This window comes from Kribbella sp. NPDC049174, assembly GCF_043197365.1.
In the GTDB taxonomy this organism is placed as follows: domain Bacteria; phylum Actinomycetota; class Actinomycetes; order Propionibacteriales; family Kribbellaceae; genus Kribbella.
Map to the genome: position 1 here is coordinate 15,265 of NZ_JBICSZ010000019.1, position 17,652 is coordinate 32,916.

General features: G+C 67.4%; 18 protein-coding genes. 12 read left to right on the plus strand and 6 right to left on the minus strand.

The window, feature by feature from the left end; genetic code table 11:
• Positions 1 to 82: 82 nt before the first annotated feature.
• From ACGFIF_RS43285 to ACGFIF_RS43300, 4 genes are all read left to right on the plus strand, one after another.
• Entirely contained in the window at positions 83 to 985 is a 903-nt protein-coding gene (locus ACGFIF_RS43285) for an MBL fold metallo-hydrolase (RefSeq protein WP_393163580.1), read from the plus strand.
• 113 nt (positions 986 to 1,098) lie between these two features.
• Complete coding sequence (locus ACGFIF_RS43290; RefSeq protein ID WP_393163582.1) at positions 1,099 to 1,455, plus strand: VOC family protein; 357 nt, start codon at positions 1,099 to 1,101, stop codon at positions 1,453 to 1,455.
• Positions 1,456 to 1,497: 42 nt separating this feature from the next.
• Entirely contained in the window at positions 1,498 to 1,890 is a 393-nt protein-coding gene (locus ACGFIF_RS43295; protein WP_393163584.1) for a VOC family protein, read from the plus strand.
• Between the two features lie 74 nt (positions 1,891 to 1,964).
• Positions 1,965 to 2,696: an orotate phosphoribosyltransferase gene (locus ACGFIF_RS43300; protein ID WP_393163586.1), complete on the plus strand. Its 732-nt coding sequence runs from the start codon at positions 1,965 to 1,967 to the stop codon at positions 2,694 to 2,696.
• Positions 2,697 to 2,726: 30 nt separating this feature from the next.
• On the opposite strand, the gene ACGFIF_RS43305 is transcribed toward ACGFIF_RS43300, so the two are convergent.
• Positions 2,727 to 2,864, minus strand: coding sequence for a three-helix bundle dimerization domain-containing protein (locus ACGFIF_RS43305; protein WP_393163652.1), 138 nt, complete (start codon positions 2,862 to 2,864; stop codon positions 2,727 to 2,729).
• On the minus strand, positions 2,861 to 4,792 hold the full coding sequence (locus ACGFIF_RS43310) for a glycoside hydrolase family 15 protein (RefSeq protein ID WP_393163654.1): 1,932 nt from the start codon (positions 4,790 to 4,792) through the stop codon (positions 2,861 to 2,863). The genes ACGFIF_RS43305 and ACGFIF_RS43310 overlap by 4 nt, the downstream gene beginning before the upstream one ends.
• A 354-nt stretch (positions 4,793 to 5,146) precedes the next feature.
• On the opposite strand from ACGFIF_RS43310, the gene ACGFIF_RS43315 reads away from it, so the two are divergent.
• Positions 5,147 to 6,877 carry a GMC oxidoreductase gene (locus tag ACGFIF_RS43315; RefSeq protein ID WP_393163588.1) on the plus strand — a complete coding sequence of 577 codons (1,731 nt, stop codon included), beginning with the start codon at positions 5,147 to 5,149 and terminating at the stop codon, positions 6,875 to 6,877.
• A gap of 9 nt (positions 6,878 to 6,886) precedes the next feature.
• The gene (locus tag ACGFIF_RS43320; protein ID WP_393163590.1) at positions 6,887 to 7,228 is read left to right on the plus strand and encodes a Rieske (2Fe-2S) protein; all 342 of its coding nucleotides are present in this window, start codon (positions 6,887 to 6,889) and stop codon (positions 7,226 to 7,228) included.
• Positions 7,229 to 7,232: 4 nt separating this feature from the next.
• Here ACGFIF_RS43320 and ACGFIF_RS43325 read toward each other — a convergent pair whose 3' ends face one another.
• Positions 7,233 to 7,787 (minus strand): hypothetical protein, encoded by a 555-nt coding sequence (locus ACGFIF_RS43325; RefSeq protein ID WP_393163592.1) that lies wholly within the window; start codon positions 7,785 to 7,787, stop codon positions 7,233 to 7,235.
• A 183-nt stretch (positions 7,788 to 7,970) separates the two neighbouring features.
• On the opposite strand from ACGFIF_RS43325, the gene ACGFIF_RS43330 reads away from it, so the two are divergent.
• Both ACGFIF_RS43330 and ACGFIF_RS43335 read left to right on the plus strand, forming a co-directional pair.
• Complete coding sequence (locus tag ACGFIF_RS43330) at positions 7,971 to 8,813, plus strand: alpha/beta fold hydrolase (protein ID WP_393163594.1); 843 nt, start codon at positions 7,971 to 7,973, stop codon at positions 8,811 to 8,813.
• 86 nt (positions 8,814 to 8,899) lie between these two features.
• On the plus strand, positions 8,900 to 9,850 hold the full coding sequence (locus ACGFIF_RS43335; protein WP_393163596.1) for an alpha/beta hydrolase: 951 nt from the start codon (positions 8,900 to 8,902) through the stop codon (positions 9,848 to 9,850).
• Between the two features lies 1 nt (position 9,851).
• Here the strand turns inward: ACGFIF_RS43335 and ACGFIF_RS43340 are convergent, their stop codons facing one another.
• Positions 9,852 to 12,617 carry an AAA family ATPase gene (locus ACGFIF_RS43340; protein ID WP_393163598.1) on the minus strand — a complete coding sequence of 922 codons (2,766 nt, stop codon included), beginning with the start codon at positions 12,615 to 12,617 and terminating at the stop codon, positions 9,852 to 9,854.
• 55 nt (positions 12,618 to 12,672) lie between these two features.
• Positions 12,673 to 13,290, minus strand: a complete 618-nt coding sequence (locus ACGFIF_RS43345) for a sigma-70 family RNA polymerase sigma factor (RefSeq protein ID WP_393163600.1) — start codon at positions 13,288 to 13,290, stop codon at positions 12,673 to 12,675.
• 307 nt (positions 13,291 to 13,597) lie between these two features.
• Between ACGFIF_RS43345 and ACGFIF_RS43350 the strand changes: the two genes are divergently transcribed.
• The gene (locus ACGFIF_RS43350; protein ID WP_393163602.1) at positions 13,598 to 14,410 is read left to right on the plus strand and encodes an alpha/beta hydrolase; all 813 of its coding nucleotides are present in this window, start codon (positions 13,598 to 13,600) and stop codon (positions 14,408 to 14,410) included.
• 121 nt (positions 14,411 to 14,531) lie between these two features.
• Positions 14,532 to 15,401 carry a universal stress protein gene (locus ACGFIF_RS43355; protein ID WP_393163604.1) on the plus strand — a complete coding sequence of 290 codons (870 nt, stop codon included), beginning with the start codon at positions 14,532 to 14,534 and terminating at the stop codon, positions 15,399 to 15,401.
• A 7-nt stretch (positions 15,402 to 15,408) separates the two neighbouring features.
• Here ACGFIF_RS43355 and ACGFIF_RS43360 read toward each other — a convergent pair whose 3' ends face one another.
• Positions 15,409 to 15,774 (minus strand): hypothetical protein, encoded by a 366-nt coding sequence (locus ACGFIF_RS43360; RefSeq protein WP_393163606.1) that lies wholly within the window; start codon positions 15,772 to 15,774, stop codon positions 15,409 to 15,411.
• Between the two features lie 140 nt (positions 15,775 to 15,914).
• Here ACGFIF_RS43360 and ACGFIF_RS43365 point away from each other — a divergent pair, with 140 nt between their 5' ends.
• Positions 15,915 to 16,550 (plus strand): hypothetical protein, encoded by a 636-nt coding sequence (locus ACGFIF_RS43365; protein WP_393163608.1) that lies wholly within the window; start codon positions 15,915 to 15,917, stop codon positions 16,548 to 16,550.
• 180 nt (positions 16,551 to 16,730) lie between these two features.
• Positions 16,731 to 17,600, plus strand: coding sequence for a 3-hydroxyacyl-CoA dehydrogenase (locus ACGFIF_RS43370; protein WP_393163610.1), 870 nt, complete (start codon positions 16,731 to 16,733; stop codon positions 17,598 to 17,600).
• Positions 17,601 to 17,652 lie beyond the last annotated feature (52 nt).

The following is a 17,652-nucleotide window of genomic DNA, read 5'->3' on the forward strand; positions in this document are numbered from 1 at the left end:
GCGGACCAGGGACGGGCGCGGGGGCGATCGTCGGGGTTGGAGGGGATCGTCGGAGGTGTCCGTCGACTCGTAGGAGAGGATTATGAACAGCACACAGCCGGCCGGGGGTCTCGCATATGAGGTGTTCGTCAGTGAGGCGCCTGCTCAGCGTGGCGAGCTTCCGAATGGGGCGCCGAGGAGGTTCTCCCCGATCGCGAGCACTCTGATCTATGGCCAGGAGAACGCCGTACTGAGCGACCCCGGCTTCAACCCTTCCACTGCGCGCGAGCTCGGTGACTGGGTCGTCGGCAAGGGGCGCAAGCTGACCGACATCTACATCACTCATGGCCACGGGGACCACTGGTTCGCGGCACAGCTCCTCGCCGACCGGTTCGGAGCGCGCATCGTCGCGTCCGCGGGCGTCATCCGGCAGATGCACGGCAACGTCGCCGCGCGGCCGTTCCTGTGGGACAAGGCGTACGACGACATCCCGCCGTCGCCGGTCACCGCGGTGACGGTGCCAGACAATCGCTTCACCCTCGAGGGCCACGAACTCCGGATCGTTGACGTAGGCCACGGCGACTCCGACGACTCCAGCGTCCTGCACGTTCCGGACCTCGGCCTGGTTGTCGCCGGGGACGTCATCTACAACGGAGCCCACCAGTACGTCGGCGACGCCCTGGGACCCGACGGTCTCACACCGTGGCGAGCCGCGATCGACAACGTCGAGGCACTCGCACCGCACACAATCGTTGCCGGACACCTCAAGAGGCTCGGCGACGACGACGCCGTCCGCCAGATCGCCGTCACCCGCCGGTACCTCGGCGACGCCGAAGCCGCCCTGAAGGCTGAGACCACCGCTCTCGACTACTTCAACCACATGATCGAGCTCTATCCCGACTACACAGGGCAGCTGATCCTCTGGGCCGGCGCCGGTGCGCAGTACGGCGTCCGCGAGCACCCGGCCGCCGACAGAGCCAAGATCGTCGCCTCCGCCTGGCTGTGACCGACGTCTGAGCGCCGCTGGCTCCGCCTGATCCGTGAAACCAGTGTTCTCCACGGACGCGACGATGTCCGCCACGAGCGACTCTCGAAGCAGGAACATCAGAGGAGTCAACCGTGGAGCAGAAACTCGAAGCCGTCGTCGTACCCGTGTCCGATGTAGACCGGAGCCGACACTTCTATCGCGCGCTGGGATTCCGGCTGGATGACGATCGGACGGACCCTGACGGCAGCCGTTTCGTCCAGCTGACCCCGCCAGGCTCGTCGTGCTCGATCATCATCGGCACCGGCCTCACCTCCGCCGAGCCCGGTGGGACGATCGGCATCCTGATCGTCACCGATCTCGAGGCAGCGCTCACAGATCTGCAAGCCCGCGGCGCAGCGCCGAGTACGGTCGCCGTATGCCCGGACGGGTCGCCGTACGTCTCCTTGCGGGACCCCGACGGGAACAGGTGGCTGCTGGCCAGTAGTTGAGATCTTCAGGCTGGTGCTGCTTACTGTGGCCAGGAGGTGGCGATGCCTGCAATCGACGCGTTCTCACACATCTCGCTGACCGTGACCGATCCTGAGCAGAGTGCCGACTTCTACAACCGGGTGCTCGGGACCGAGACCGTGTTCTCGACCGCCGGCGACAACGGCGCCCTGATCATCGTGGCGCGCGACGGGATGATGATCGCGCTGCGGGACCATCCCGGGTCGAACGACAAGAGCTTCGACCCGAGCCGGGTCGGCCTGGATCACGTCGCGTTCATGGTGCCGTCGCGGGTGGAGCTGGAGGCTTGGCACTCCAGCCTGATCGCCGCCGGAGTCGTCTGCTCGGCGATCGAAGCCAGTCCGTTCGGCCTACACCTCAACCTCAAAGATCCCGACGACATCGCCGTCGAGCTCTTCGTCTCCGAACCCGCCTGACCCGAACGCACCAGGGCGGTCGCCAGGCATCACCACGGGCGCGACGAATCCGGCGAAGGGCCACTGTCGATGGTATGAACACCACTCAGAAAAGCTTGGCGAACGCGCACCGGGTGAGGCTCGCCGACCACCCTCGACTCACAGCCATACCGTCGTCCCGGACGGAGCTCATCGATCGGCTCGCGACCGTACCGGGCCTGGTCCGTCCCGGCATCTCGCACTGGGACATGAAGACCCGCCTCCCGCTGCACCCACTCTCCGTGGAGAACGCGTACGGCGACCCGCGGCTGCTGCACGATCTCGCCGGACCCGGTGCGACCTTCGCCCGCCGCATGGGCGCCGAGGTCATCGTCGGCGCCGAGACAGGCGGCATCCCGCTCGCCACCGCATCGGCCCTGGCCGGAGACATCCCCTTCGCCTTCGTCCGCAAGCCCGGCTACGTGGGACACGAAGACCACGAACCACGGGTCCGCGGCGCAGCCGTCGCCGGCCGACGGATACTCCTCGTCGACGACGCCGTGTCATCCGGATCCGCACTCGAGGCGTTCGCCGACGAGTTGCAGGGCGAAGGCGCGATCCTCGTCGGAGCCTTCACCCTGGTCGACATGCGTGACGTCGCCACCTCGGTGACGCCGACCGCCGCAACCCTCCCGATCGAGTCCGTCGCCACCTACCTCGAGGTACTCACAGCAGCAACCGACCACGGCATCCTCGACCCCACTGTCCACCGACTCGCCGTCGACGCCCTCGTCAACCACTGGCCCGACAACGACCCCCGCTGGTCACAACTGAAAGACGCAGCCTGACCCCGTTGGCACGACGTACGCGGGTCGCTACTACGCGTGGGTTCGCAGGCGTTGTTTGGCTGCTCGTTCGACGAAGAGGGGTACGAAGTCTCGGATCGGGGCCTGTTCGAACTCGGGACGGCTCGCGCGTACGGCGACCGCAGTGCCTGTCGCAAACCTGTCGGTCAGAGTCGCGGGTGTGCGGGGGCGAAGGTGTTCGTGCCGGCTGCGTCCTCTGCGCGGATGATGTGCGTGATCGCGTTGATCATGGCCAGATGGGTGAACGCCTGCGGGAAGTTGCCAAGGTGGCGTCCGCTGAGCGGGTCGATCTCCTCGGCGTAGAGGCCCAGTGGGCTCGCGTAGGACAGAAGCTTCTCGCAGAGCGCGGTGGCCTCGTCCAGCTCGCCGATCTCGACGAGCGCCGACACCAACCAGAACGAGCAGATCGTGAACGTCCCCTCCGCACCGCGCATCCCGTCGTCGGTCTCCGACACGCGGTAGCGCAGCACCAGGCCGTCCTGCGTCAGTTCGTCGGCGATAGCTCGCACGGTGGCGCGGACCCGCGGATCGTCAGCCGGCAGGAACCGCAGCAACGGCAGGAGCAACAACGAGGCGTCGAGGGTGGTGGCGCCGTACCGCTGGACGAAAACTCCTCTGTCGTCGACACCGTTGGTGCAGATGTCCGTGCGGATCTCGTCGGCGACTGCCTGCCAATCATCAGCAAATCCTGGCTCGTCGTGCAGCCGGGCCAGCTTGGCACCACGATCCATCGCCACCCAGCACATCAGCTTGGACGAGGTGAAGTGCTGCGGCTCACCGCGTGACTCCCAGATCCCGTGGTCGGGCTCACGCCAGTGCTTCGCTGCCGCCTCTGCCTGCCGCTTGAGGAACGGCCACAAGCTCTCAGTCACTTGGTCGCGCGACCTGGCATGCAGATACACCGAGTCGAGTATGGCTCCCCACACGTCGTGCTGGCCCTGGAGATAGGCGGCATTGCCGACCCGGACCGGTCTCGCGCCTTCGTAGCCCGTCAAATGGTCGAGTGTCTGCTCGGGCAGCTCGCGTTCGCCGCCGATGCCGTACATGATCTGAATGTCCTGATCGAGGTCACACATCTCGGTGAGGAACGAGAAGAAGTCGTTCGCCTCGCGATCAAGCCCGATGGTGTAGAGCCCCCAGAGGGCGAACGTCGAGTCACGGACCCACGAGTAGCGGTAGTCCCAATTCCGCTCACCGCGAGGCGTCTCCGGCAAGGATGTCGTCGCCGCCGCGAGCAGTGCCCCGGTAGGAGCGAAGGTGAGTCCTTTCAGGGTCAGTGCGCTGCGCACCAGATAGCTGCTCCACGGGTGATCCGGAAACACACCGATATTGATCCATTGCCGCCAGTACTCGGCCGTTCGAGCCATCCTCTCGAGGGCTTCCGCCCAGGTCCGCGGCGGCGACAGAACCGACCACGAGAGCGCAACGAACGCCGTGTCACCCTGCGACATCCGAGTCCGTGCCTGCGCAGTCCGGCCCTCCAGACCGAGGCGCAGATCGGTAGTCAGCTTCAGCGTGACCTCGGGATCCAGGTCAGGGCAGCTGGCCACAGCCTCGCCATAACCGGGGCCGTCGTAACGCCAACTTGCTTCTAGGCGGCCGTATCCGAACATCGGTTCGCACACCATCGAAAGATCCACAGCACCGCTGACGCATTTGACCGTCCGTAGCAAACAGTGTTCGGCGTCGTAATCGGTCGGCGTACGGCGATGAGTCACGGACCGCTCGGAGACGTTGTGCCACGGTCCCGTGAGGAGGGCATCACGGACGATCAGCCAACCCGTCGGCGACTTCCAGGTCGTTTCGAGCATCAGGCTGCCTGGCAGATATCGACGTGCAGCCGGCACCTGTACGCCGTACGGACCGAGCCGGAAGCTCCCTGCGGCACGATCGAGAATCGCCCCGAACACACTGGGCGAGTCATGTCGTGGGAGGCACATCCACTCCACCGCACCGCTTGGCGCTATCAGGCAGTTGGACTCGCAGTCCGACAGGAAGGCGTAATCCGCGATCGGCGGATGCGCGCTGCGCCCGGGACCTTCATGCAGGTCACCGGAAGTCGCGAGGGTACGTGCCAGGGACTCAGGCAAGGCCAATCCCCCTCCTGTGCGCGGATCCCATCCGTCGCTCCAACCATCATGACCGAGAACGCTCGAACTGACGCCCGGCCCGAGAGGCACAAGTGACGCCGGGACCGAGGCCGCACCTCACGAGACCGTTCGATCTTCATCTCGACCGCTCGGCGCTGTTCAATGGCGTTGGGCCTCCGAGCCCGCTTGGTTCCCAGTGACGGGTTGGCGCTGCCCGCGCCCCGTCTCGCCCGAGTCCGCCGACGGCCGGCAGCGCGGAGACCAGGGTCTACCACGGGCGCGATGTAAGCCCCCAAGCGCAAACGTGGTCGGCGACAGGTTGGGCCTAGGAGGGAGATCTCGATGACGAGCTTCGACTACGACGTACTGATCGTCGGCTCCGGGTTCGGGGGCAGTGTTGCCGCGCTTCGTGCCGCGGAGAAGGGATACCGGGTCGGCGTCCTGGAGTCCGGCAAACGGTGGAACGACGCGGACATCCCGAAGAGCCAGTGGCATCTGCCCGGGTTCCTGTGGTTCCCCGCGGCGAACCTCTACGGGATCCAGAGGGTCGAGTACCTGGATGACGTGCTTGTCTTGTGCGGCGCAGGCGTGGGCGGCGGATCTCATGTCTACGCGAACACGCTCTACGTGCCCCCGAAACAGTTCTTCGACGCACCGGAGTGGGCGAGCATCACCGATTGGGCCGACGAGCTGGCCCCCCACTACGACCAGGCGACCCGGATGCTCGGCGCTGTTCGCTACCCGTACATGCCGACCGACGTCGACCGCGTGATGCACCACGTCGCGACCGAGATGGGAAGAGGGGAAACCTTCAACAAGGCGCCTGTGGGCGTGTACTTCGGTAGCCCAGGAGTCGAGGTCGAAGACCCGTACTTCGGTGGCGCCGGACCGCGTCGTACGGGGTGCATCTCGTGCGGGAAGTGCAACATCGGCTGCGGCCACAACGCGAAGAACAAGCTCACGACGAACTACCTGTACTTGGCCGAGAAGCTCGGCGCCCGGGTCCACGAACTCCACGAGGTCTACGACCTTCTCCCGCTCGAAGGAGGCGGATTCGAGGTGCACGCGCGGCATCCGGGGTGGGCGCAACGAGCCGCGCAGCTGCGACATCACACCTACACCGCCGAGCAGGTGATCGTCGCCGCCCATGCGTACGGCTCGGCGAAGCTCCTGCTGCACATGCAGCACGAGGGGCGGCTGAGGGACGTGTCCACCGAGCTCGGTCAGCGCGCACGGACGAACTCCGAACAGCTCCTGGCGATCACCCGTACACACGAGGAATGGAAGCGCGATCCGGACAGGATCCGCCTCACGCCAGGGTCGGTATCGATTACCTCCGGCGTGTGGCCCGACCCCGTAACGAGCATCGAGCCCGTCTACTGGGGCGTCGGGAACGACCTGTTCGCCTTCCTGGTCACCTACCACCAGCACGGCGAGCAGAAGCACCCGACCGCCGGCTGGATCAAGCAACTGATCGAACACCCGACGACCGTTCTCAGCTTCGACGACGCACGCAACTGGGCCGAGCGGACCGTCGTCATGCTCTGCTCCCAGACGACCGACACGTCGATCGAGCTCTACTGGCACGACGGTCTACTGCGGAGCCGCCACACCGGCACCCCTCCGTCGGTGCACATCCCCGTCGTCGAGCAGTTCGTCGATCGGATGGCGACCAGGATGGGCGGCCACGAAGGAGCGCTGCCGTTCGAGGTCATCAACCGCACCGCCTCGGCCCACTTCACCGGCGGTATTCCGATCGGCGACAGCAGCGAGACCGGCGCTGTCGATCCCTACCAGCGCGTGTTCGGCCAGCCGGGCCTGCACGTCATCGACGGAAGCGTGATGCCGGCGAACACCGGGGTGAACCCGTCGCTCTCGATCACCGCTCTGGCCGAACGTGCGCTGTCGCTGTGGCCGAACAAGGGAGACGACGACTCGAGGCCCCCGCTGGGGTCCGGTTACGAGCGCCTGGCCCCGGTGATGCCGCACCGTCCCGCCGTACCCGCCGGTGCTCTGGGCGAGCTACGACTCGACGCGAAGAAGTCCGACGTCATCCCTGACTATCCCTACTAGGAGCACCCGATGACCGAGCTCTCAGCGGGCACGTTCCGCACGGTCGACGCCGCGACGGCGATCGGTGACGACAACGTCGCTCCCTATTACTTGACCCTGGGCGATCGCAAGCTGCGCGTCTCCTTCGCGCGGGTGGACGGCCGCGTCTACGCGTTCGGCGACCTCTGTACCTGCGCCTCCGAGACCTGCCCGCTCTCCGGGGGACTGCGCACCGGACCGACGATCATGTGCCAGTGCCACGGCTCCCGGTTCGACATCAGGACCGGAGCCGTGGTCAACGGTCCGGCCACCGAACCGTTGACCGTCTACGCGGTACAGGAGGCCGACGGCGAGATCCAGATCCGCCTCTGACCCGTCACCGCCGCCTTCCGTGGAGAGCCCGGAAGGCGGCCGCGGTGCTCAGTCCGTAGACCAGGTGCGCGCTGAGGTCCTTCGCGAGCACACGGCGGCTGTACTTCCAGATCGGCTGGTACAGCCCAGCGGCAGGCAGCGTCACATAGCCGCTTCCCCACACGCCCGCACCGAAGGGAGCGCCATAACGGATCTTGGGCTCTGGCGCCGATCCGGCGAGGACGCCGTACACGGCACCGTTGGCGATCCCGACACCCCAATGCATGACGTTGTTGACCAGGGCGGCCCGTCGGTCGGACAACTCACGGCGGAACAGCCCTTCATAGAGCCGCTTCCCCACCTGGGCAGGGGCAGGCGCCTCGTCCCAGCTGTGGACATCGGCTGAGAACTCCCAGCGCGGAAAGTCGCTCTTGCCGGCGTCCCTGCGGTAACGGCCGTACAACAACACGTCCATTGCGAGGGTGCCGAGGGCACCGGCCACCGATCCGCGGATCACGGCTCCCAGCGGCGTGAGCGGTCGGCCTCCGCCCGACCTCAACTGCCGCATACCTCTCATCATGATTCCTCCTCCAGTTAGCTCTGACTCAGATCACCAGCGTGCTCTCGTACGGCGCCTATCGCGCCCGTACCGGACCCTGGTCACCTCGCGGGCTCCTGTCACATCGCGGGGTGTTACTCGGACGAATGAGTGAGCCAACCGGTAGGCGGCTGGCCGTCCAATCGCACGGAACAGGACAGATCGATGAGAAATCCCCTGACCAACTGGGCTCGCCGTCCCAAGAGACGCGGGCGCACCCTGGCGTTCCTGCTCGCCGCCGTGGCGCTGGGCCTAGCGAGCTTCAACCCGGTGCAGAGCGCTGCTGGAGAACAGCGTGGAGCGAAGCCGACGATCGTGCTGGTGCACGGCTCCTGGGCAGACGGTTCGAGCTGGAACCGCGTGACCGAGCGGCTGCAGGACGATGGGTACACGGTGCGCGCCATCCCCAACACGCTGCGCTCGGTAGCGGGTGACGCGGCGTCGGTGCGGGCCTTTGTGCAAACGGTGCCGGGACCGGTCGTGCTGGTCGGTCACTCGTACGGCGGTTTCGTGATCACCAACGCGGCCACCGGGCTTCCGAACGTCAAGGCTCTCGTGTACGTCAACGCCTTCGCGCCGGACCTCGGTGAGACCCCGTTCCAGCTCGTGGGGCCGGACTCGGCGCTCGCTGTCGAGCCGACGACCATCTTCGACTTCGTCCCCGCCACGTTGCCGCCCACCCCGACCACCGAGGTGTACCTCAAGCGGTCGACCGTCTTCAGCTCGTTCGCGACCGGGCTGAACTCCGACACCAAGGACCTCGTCTTCGCGACCCAGCGACCGGGCGCACTCGGCGCACTCAACGAGCCGTCCGCAGCCCCGGCCTGGAAGACGATCAAGTCCTGGAGCGCGATCGGCACCAAGGACCAGATCATCCCGGCCAGTGCACAGCGGACCATGTCCAAACGAGCCGGCGCCACCATCACCGAGTACGACGCCGGACACCTCGGCCTGATGAGCGCCCCCGGCGTCGTCACCAAGGTGATCGAGCACGCTGCGCGCAGCTAGGCAGCGCTCGCCGTACTGATCAACAACCGGGCACCGATCCCGGTGTCCTCAGCACGTCAGAAATGCATGAAAGGAAGGACAGTTTCATGACGAAGCACATTCTCGAGGAGGCGGCCCAGGGAATCGCCGACGCGACCTCAAAGCCTCCATTCCTCTATCAGTTGGGCCCGGACGGTGCCCGGAAGGTCCTGGACGACCTCCAGGCAGCTCCGATCGACAAGCCCACGGTCGACGAAAAGTGGATCACCGTACCGGCCGAGGTCGGTGACGTCCGGGTCCGGATCGTCAAGCCGGTCGGAGCCGAAGGGCTGCTGCCGACGGTCCTGTACATCCACGGCGGTGGCTGGATCCTCGGCAACGCGGGAACCCACGACCGGCTGGTCCGTGAGCTGTCCGTCGGCGCCGAGGCCGCAATCGTGTTCGTCGAGTACGACCGCTCGCCGGACGCGCAGTACCCGGTCGCGATCGAGCAGGCGTATGCCACCGCCCGCTGGATCACCGCCCATGGTCGCTACGAAGGCCTCGACCCGAGCCGGCTGGCGATCGCGGGCGACTCGGTCGGCGGCAACATGACCGCGGCGGTGACCATCCTGGCCAAGCAGCGCGGAGACGTCACCTTCGTGCACCAGTCGCTGTACTACCCGGTGACCGATGCCGCGCAGGACACCGACAGCTACCGCGAGTTCGCCGACGGACCGTTCCTGACCGCCAAGGGAATGGCCTGGTTCTGGGACGCCTACCTGCCGGACCACGCTCGGCGCGGCGAGAGCACCGTGTCGCCGCTGCGGGCGGGGCTCGACGAGCTCGCCGGTCTGCCGGAGGCGTTCGTCGTCGTCGACGAGAACGACGTACTGCGCGACGAGGGCGAGGCGTACGCCCGCAAGCTGACCGAGGCCGGTGTCCGCACCACGAGCGTCCGCTACAACGGCACGATTCACGACTTCATGATGCTGAACCCGTTGCGTGAGTCCGCGGCCGTCACCGGTGCGATGGAGCAGGCGATCCACGTGCTCCGCAAGGCACTCGGAGTCAAATAGGTCAGACCGCCACAACCGGGCTCGCGGCGTCGATCACCGTCGAGGTGAGCTGCTTGCGCGACTTGACGTCCAGCTTGGTGAACACCTTGCGGAGATGCCATTCCACGGTGTGATGACTGATGAACAGCTGGCTGCCGATCTCGTGGTTCGTGAGCCCGCCGGCAGCCAGCCGGGCGATCTGCGCTTCTTGTGCGGTGAGGATGCCGTGCGTGTCCACCTGCCGCCTCCGCGCTGTCGCTCCGGTCGCGACGAGCTCTTGGCGGGCGCGCTCGGCGAACGCTTTCGCGCCCATGCCGCCGAAGCTGTCGTAGGCGACGCGCAGGTGGAACCGGGCATCCTGGCGACGCTGCTCGCGGCGCAACCACTCGCCGTACACCAGGTGCGCACGGGCCAGGTGTACGGCGATCCGCGTACGGCCGAGCCGCTCGATCGCCTCCCGGTAAAGGGCGTCGGCGGCGGGACCCTCGGCGAGCAGCGCCCTCGACCGGGCCAGAACGCCGAGGCCCCAGTCGGTCCCGGCCGCGCCGGCGTGTTGCTCGAGCTGTTGCAGCGCCTCGGCCGCTGTCTTGTCGGCGTTGCTGCGCGCCGCCGCCTCGACGAGTTCGACCAACGACCAGCCGAAGTATCCGAGGTCCTCCTGCTCGCAGGCTCGGCGTGCTGCCTCGAGAGCGGCGTCGTACCGGGAAAGACCGTTGTAGAGCACGGCGGTCATGCACCCGGCCAACGCAACCGCCCGGCCTTCGCCGCGCTCGGTCGCGTCCTTGACGCCGGCCTCGATCGTCTTGAGGCCCACGTCCTCCTCGCCACACCAGGCGGCGAGCATCAGACGGGAGTAACGCAGTGGCGCCCTGCAGGTTGCCGCGGCGATGGCGTCGGACTCGGAGACGAGCGCAGCCGCCGCAGTGAACTCTCCGGCGTGCAGGTGGACGCCCGCCCGGTACGACAGCGCCACCGGGAGGACGCCGAGGGCTCCGAGTTCCCGGCCGGACTCGACCGCGCGGACAGCCAGGTCGTGCCAGGCCTCGTCGTCCCAGAGCTCGGGCGCGACCGGTTCGGGCGCGACCGGGCAGGCCAGCCACAGCCAGTGCTCGAGCCTGGCCGCGCCACGAGTGGCGTCTGCGCGGAGAGCGTGCAGAGCCTTCTGCAATGGCTTTACGGCGGCGGCGTACCCCTCGGTGAATCGCGCGGCGACCCCGTCCAGGAGGAGATCCATCGGCCCGGCCGGCGCAGGGGCCGGACGAGCCACGCGCGCCGCCTCGGCCGCTTTCACGACGTCGCCGAGCCGGCCGCCGAAGATGGCGGCGCTGAGCGCCTCCAGGTACGTCTCCCGCGCCAACGGGTCTCCCAGGTCTTCGAGCCGGTTGGCCGCGTCCAGGAGCAACGGTCCGGCATCGCTGCTGCGCCGGCGGGCAAAGACGATCTGGGCGCGCAGCCGCGCGAGGTGGGCGCTCTGGAGGTCGTCCAGCGGGCCGATCTCCGCAGTGGCGAGCAGGTCGTAGGCGGTGTCGGGTTCGCCGGCCCGAAACTTGGTGCCGGCGGCGGCCAGCGCTCGCCCGGCGCGCCGTACCGGATCCGGTGTGAGCTCGGCGGCTCGCTCCAGGAAGGCAGCGGCGGCGGCCAGACCACCGCGCGCCCGGGCCCGCTCGGCGGCGCTCTCCAGTTCGGCGGCCACCGCCTCGTCGAGACCTACCGCTGCGTGGGCGCGGTGCCACGCTCGTCGATCAGGATCCACCGCTGGGTCAGTGGCCTCGGCCAAGGCGCGGTGCACGCGGCGCTTGTCCGCTTGCGAGGCGTCCCGGTAGACGACCGAGCGGATCAGCGGGTGCCGGAACCGTACGCGGGTACCGATGTCGATCAGGTCGGTGGCCTCCGCCGGTGCGGCTGCGTCGGGACCGATCCCGAGTCGCTCGGCAGCCCGCCAGAGCAGAGCGGCGTCACCGATCGGCTCGGCAGAAGCGGTGAGCATGAGCAGCCGAGAGTCGAGCGGCAGCGATTGGAGACGACCCCGGAAGCCTTCCTCGATCCGGCTGGTCAGCGCCCGCGCGTCCGGTGCGTCGGGCAGTCCGAAGCCACCCGCCAGTTGGCCTGCCGACAGGGCGCGGGGCAACTCGATCAAAGCCAGCGGATTGCCTCGCGTCTCGGCCACGAACCGGTCCCTGACACGCTCGTCCACGACACCCCTGAGCTCCAGATCCAGCAGGGCACGGGCGTCACTGAAGTCCAGTCCTGTTACGACGAGCTCGGGCAGGCCGGACAGCTCATCGACGGCGCTGGGGTCACGGGCCGCGAAGACGAGCGCCACCCGCTCGGCCAGCAGCCGGCGGGCCACGAAAGCGAGAGTCTGAGTGGACACCCGATCCAGCCACTGAGCGTCGTCGATCAAGCAGATCAGTGGGTTGTCTTCGGCGGCCTCGGTCAGCAGGTTCAGCATCGAGACGCCCACCAAGAAGCGGTCGGGGGAGTCACCCTTGGTCAGACCGACCGCGGTTCTGAGGGCCTCGTACCCGGGGGCGGACAGGTTCGGCCGTAGCTGGGCGCACAGCTGGTGCAGACCGCCGTACGCCAGCTCGTGCTCGGACTCGACGCCGGCCGCTCGGATCACGCGGCTCGCGGCGGGGTGCGCCTGCACGTAGTCCAGCAGGGCGGTCTTGCCGATTCCGGCGTCACCGCGGAGTACGAGCGCAGCGCTCTGCCCGGCTCGAAGACTGACTACGAGCCGATCAAGCGTCTCGCACTCGCGCTCCCGGCCTTGCAGCTGAATCGCCATCGCCCACCGCCCAATAGCCGAGCCTAAGCCGCGGGTGGTGGGGTGGCAACGATCGTCAGGCCGCCAGATCGGCAGCCAGGACCTCCTCCAGGTCGGCGAGTTCGCCGCCCTGAGCGGCGTTGAGGAACGCGTGCAACAAGGGCTCGTGGGGGGCCGAACTCGCCACCGTACGTCCGCCGACGGCGAGATGCGCGCGGGCGCGGCTGACCAACTGCCTGGCGTTGGCCACGCCGACCTGAAGGCACTCCGAGATCTGCCGGTACGGGTAATCAAACGCCTCTCGGAGCACGTACGCAGCACGCTCACTCGGAGTCAGTCTCGCCATCATCAGTCGCATTGCCTCCTCGACGGCCTCGCGGGTTTCGGTCTGGGCCGCCGGGTCGTCACCGGCATTGCCTGACACGGGGGCCCAGCGATCGACCGGGGTCTCGTGCCGCCAGCGGGCGGACTTGCTCACGTTGATCGCGAGCCGGGTGGTCATCGTCACCAGCAGAGCCTGCGGGTTCGAGACGATCGTGTGGTCCGTCTTCTGCCAGCGCAGCCAAATTTCCTGGACGACGTCCTCGGCCTCGCTCGTGCTGCCGAGCATCCGGTACGCGATCGCCATCAGCTGCGGCCGCATCTCGACGAACATCGCCAGTGCCTCGTCGAGATCCGACAGTTCTTCCTTCACCCTTCCGGCCTTCCTGCACTCGGGAATGTCCTCCCTTCACATTCCGTCGACGGCGCCGCCGTCGCGCCCTGGCAGACCCGTAGGCGATCCCGTAGCCGGGACAGCCACGGGATGACTACGGGAGCACTGTCGAGTGCACCCGGCCCTACTGGAGGTGACGACCTGCGGGTCGCGGTGTGCACGCCCAGCGCCTGGGACGGCCTCGAGCCGACGCAGCCTGGGCGTTCGTGTCACATCTCGCCGCGCTGTCCGGACGCATAGGTGTAAGTCCGCAGATCGGATACCTCGCCGGAAAGGCCACTCCCCCATGAAGACCATCGTTCTCGTCCACGGATTCTGGGTGACCCCACGCAGCTGGGAACACTGGATCGACCGCTACGAGCGGGCTGGATACAACGTCATCGCGCCCGCCTACCCAGGTTTCGAGGTGGAGGTCGAGGCACTCAACGCCGACCCGACGCCGATCGAGAAGGTGACGGCACCGGCGATCATCTCGCACCTGGAATCCGTGGTCGGCGCCCTCGACGAGCCGCCGATCATCATCGGCCACTCCGCGGGCGGTGCGTTCACGCAGGTCCTGCTGGACCACGGATACGGCGCCGCGGGCGTGGCCATCAACTCCGCGGCGACCGAGGGCGTGCTCGTCCTCCCGCTGTCCCAGATCAAGGCGTCGCTCCCGGTGCTGAAGAACCCGGCGAACCACCACAAGGCCGTCGGCCTCACGTCCGAGCAGTGGAAGTACACGTTCGCCAACACCTTCACCGAGGAAGAATCCCTCAAGCTCTACCAGCGGTACCACGTCCCGGCTTCCGGGCGGATCTTCTGGAACAGCGTGCTGGCGAACTTCCAGCCCGGCCCGCAGGACGTCCACGTCGACTACCACAACGACGACCGGGCACCGCTGCTGTTCGTATCCGGCAGCGAGGACCACCTCATGCCGCCGAGCGTGCAGCGATCCAACCTCAAGCACTACAAGTCCTCGAAGACCATCACCGAGATCAAGGAATACGAAGGCATGCCGCACCTGCTGCCCGCGCAGAAGGGGTGGGAGGAGGTCGCCGACGACGTCCTGGCCTGGGCCGTGAACCAAGCCGGCTGGCCGGCCCCAACCGGCGCCTGAAGGACGTCACGGATCGGCGAGACCAGTGGGTCGGTCCCGTGGCTGTCACTGGTGTGACCGGAGGTCTGAGGCGGGACGGTGGAAGCCGGACAACACGTAGGCACCGTCTTGGAGGCATCTCATGAAGCTGTTCCGCGGGTGGCAAGGGGCGAACGACATGCCCCAGCCGGTCGCCGACCCGACCTCGACGCCGGCCGGCCCGGACAACGGACCGGTCATCGTGCTCGTCGACGGCGGCGCACCTGACCTCGAGTCTCTCGAATGGGCCGCGGCCGAGGCCGCAGCCCGGGGATCCGAGCTGCGGATCGTGCACGCGTTTCGCTGGCCGCGCACCATCGACCCGTTCGGCAACAGCACGGTGGACCTAGGGGCCAGCGAAGCCACCGAGGCAGCACTCACGGCGGCCGTCCGCCGTGCCCGCCGGATCGCACCGTCGCTGCGGATCAGGACACGCGCCTTCCCTGGCCGACAGATCACGGCGCTGGTGGCAGAGACCCGCAACACTGACCGGGCACTCGTGGTGATCGGCCATGATCGCCGGTCGGGGCGGCTCGAACGGTCGCTGATCCGGCGGTTGGCACGCCGTACGACGGCCTCGGTCGCAGCGATCGGGCTGTCGAAGAAGGACGCGATCGGACCCTCGGCATCCAGAGTGGTTGTCGAGGTAGACCTCAACGGCGGGCCCCCGGCAACGCTGGGATTCGCGTTCCGCGCCGCTCGGCGTCGTGGAACCGGGCTGACAATCGTCCACACCTCGACGTCAGCCGACGCCGAAGACGCAGTGCAGCTCTGGCAGATGGCCTATCCGGAGGTTGACGTCCGCTGGAGGTTCGCGCACGGGCTGGTCGACAGTGCAGTCCTGGCCGAGTCGGCCGCGGCCGCGCTGACAGTGATCGGGCCGGACCACGGACTGGTGCGCGGCTCAACGTCGTACAACATCCTGCGACTCGCCCGCGGCCCGGTCGTCATGGTCGGAACCGGGTCCAACTGAACGCGGATCAGCTGACGACTGCCATTCGGCGACGGGCTGCGGTCAGACTCTCGGCTGCGCATTGCAAGTGCTCGAAGGCGGCACTCACGTCCACGTCAGCTGCCTCGACGAACTGCCGCGGCGTGAGGTTGTCCGGATTGTCCGGCTCACCGTCCGGGCCCCACTTCGCCAGCTCGCCGTACCGGGCGAGGTCGAACGACCGCATCAGTTGACCCGCAGCCGACATGATCGTCCGCAGCTCGTGCAAATCCGAGACCACCGCAACGGCGTCGATGGCGTCGTCAGGACGCCGTCTCTCCAGTTCGACGGCTCGCAGCAGTCCGGCGTACGCACCTTGCAGCGCGGCCGTGACCTCGTTGCCTCCGGCTTCCATCGGCTACTCCCTTCCTGGTGCAGCTTGACTACAGCAGCACCAGAGCTCCGAGCAAGCATTAACTGGTTGAAAGTAGTACTTCGTTACCAAGCCCGAGCTGTGAGGTAGCCATCGGCAACTTGATCCGCGAATCTGGGGTCGTGACCCAGGTGGAGCCTGGAAGTCGGCGGCAATGGGGCTACGGCGGGATGGCGGTCGTAGGTTCGATCTGGGCGGCGTTCCTACTTCCGCCGCAACTCGTCGCCTGGGACGGCGCTAGCGCGCCGGAATGGGCGCGGCGGCTCGATGGCAGCGTCCCTTACGACTGGGTCCGCGACGTCGCGGCCGGCCTACAGATCAGCGACGACTACGCGCTCTTCGGCGCACTACTGGCTCCTTCGTTCTTGCTCATCGGGACTGCCCTGGTGCCGGCGGCGCGGGTGGCGGGTCGGTGGACTGGCGCGGTGGCGCTGCTGACAGTGCTCGGTGCGCCGATCACGGTCATCAGCTACGTCGGCCACGACCTCGGCCCGCCCTGGGATTCCCTCTGGGGCGCCGAGATTCCGCTGCTACTCGCGATCTGTATCTGTGCGGCAGTCGCGGGCGTGGTCAGCTACCGTCGGCACCACATCCGTGGTTGGTGGGCAGGTTTGCTCGGGTCGACCACAGTGGTTCTTGTCGCGAGTACCGCGCTCTTCGACTACTTCCCGCATGGCAGCCTCGTCGGCTACGGCGTGGAGGTCGCCGTTCTCGCGATCGGGCTCGGACATGGGACGCGGCAAAGGCGGCGCGAGTGAGGCTACGGCCGTTGTGGGCAGGGCTTCCTTGAGGGCGTTCTGCGAGCTTGGCGATGATCGCGTCCTAGTGGTGTGACTGGGGGCCACCACGGGGGCGATGTGTCGCTGCCCGGGCGATAGTCGAGTTGTCAATTACATCGCGATGGGAATGCATCCCGTCCGAGAGGAAGGACAACCGACATGACGGCACGCATCGAGAAGGTCGCGGTGCTCGGGACCGGCGTACTTGGATCGCAGATCGCGTACCAGGCCGCGTACTCCGGCTTCGAGGTCACTGCTTACGACATCAGCGACGAGATCCTCGAGAAGGCCAAGGACGGGTTCGAAGGCCTCGCGGCCCGATACGTGCAGGAGGTCGCGGGTGCCTCGGACAGCTCCGTCCAAGCAGCCCTGACGAGGATCAGGTATTCGTCGCAGCTGGAAGACGCGGTCCGCGGCGCGGACCTGGTCGTCGAATCCGCGCCTGAGCGCCTCGACATCAAGCGTGGGCTCTACGCGAAGCTAGGGCCGCTCGCACCGAAGAAGGCCATCTTCGTCACCAACAGCTCCACGCTGATGCCCAGCGACCTGGCGGACGCGACGGGCCGGCCTGAACGGTTCCTGGCGCTGCACTTCGCCAACCAGATCTGGGTCCACAACACCGCTGAGATCATGGGCCACGCCGACACGGACCCAGACGTCTACAAGGCCGTCGTCGACTTCGCACGCCGGATCGGGATGGTGCCCATCGAACTCCGCAAGGAGCAGCCCGGCTATGTCGTGAACTCGCTCCAAGTCCCGTTCCTCCAGGCCGCCCAGGCTCTCGTCGTCAAGGGCGTGGCTGACCCAGAGACAGTGGACAAGGCCTGGCGTACGGCGACCGGAGCACCGCACGGCCCGTTCCAGGCCCTCGACGTCATCGGGCTGACCACTGTCTACAACATCGACGTAGCCGGGGACGAGGAATCCCTGGCGAACGCCCGCTACCTCAAGGAGCACTACATCGACCAGGGAAAGCTTGGCCGAGCCAGTGGAGAAGGCTTCTACAAGTACGGCGACGAGGCCGCGTGAACGCGAGGCAGAACCGACCGCAACGCTGTGCCGAGCTCGAGGAGTGAAGCTG

Excerpts from the sequence above, each read along its gene's own strand:
- ACGFIF_RS43335 (WP_393163596.1), top strand. The coding sequence starts at position 8,900 with ATGACGAAGCACATTCTCGAGGAGGCGGCCCAGGGAATCGCCGACGCG.
- ACGFIF_RS43285 (WP_393163580.1), top strand. The coding sequence starts at position 83 with ATGAACAGCACACAGCCGGCCGGGGGTCTCGCATATGAGGTGTTCGTC.
- ACGFIF_RS43320 (WP_393163590.1), top strand. The coding sequence starts at position 6,887 with ATGACCGAGCTCTCAGCGGGCACGTTCCGCACGGTCGACGCCGCGACG.
- ACGFIF_RS43325 (WP_393163592.1), bottom strand. The coding sequence starts at position 7,787 with ATGATGAGAGGTATGCGGCAGTTGAGGTCGGGCGGAGGCCGACCGCTC.
- ACGFIF_RS43330 (WP_393163594.1), top strand. The coding sequence starts at position 7,971 with ATGAGAAATCCCCTGACCAACTGGGCTCGCCGTCCCAAGAGACGCGGG.
- ACGFIF_RS43360 (WP_393163606.1), bottom strand. The coding sequence starts at position 15,774 with ATGGAAGCCGGAGGCAACGAGGTCACGGCCGCGCTGCAAGGTGCGTAC.
- ACGFIF_RS43350 (WP_393163602.1), top strand. The coding sequence starts at position 13,598 with ATGAAGACCATCGTTCTCGTCCACGGATTCTGGGTGACCCCACGCAGC.
- ACGFIF_RS43315 (WP_393163588.1), top strand. The coding sequence starts at position 5,147 with ATGACGAGCTTCGACTACGACGTACTGATCGTCGGCTCCGGGTTCGGG.
- ACGFIF_RS43370 (WP_393163610.1), top strand. The coding sequence starts at position 16,731 with ATGACGGCACGCATCGAGAAGGTCGCGGTGCTCGGGACCGGCGTACTT.
- ACGFIF_RS43355 (WP_393163604.1), top strand. The coding sequence starts at position 14,532 with ATGAAGCTGTTCCGCGGGTGGCAAGGGGCGAACGACATGCCCCAGCCG.
- ACGFIF_RS43300 (WP_393163586.1), top strand. The coding sequence starts at position 1,965 with ATGAACACCACTCAGAAAAGCTTGGCGAACGCGCACCGGGTGAGGCTC.
- ACGFIF_RS43295 (WP_393163584.1), top strand. The coding sequence starts at position 1,498 with ATGCCTGCAATCGACGCGTTCTCACACATCTCGCTGACCGTGACCGAT.
- ACGFIF_RS43340 (WP_393163598.1), bottom strand. The coding sequence starts at position 12,617 with ATGGCGATTCAGCTGCAAGGCCGGGAGCGCGAGTGCGAGACGCTTGAT.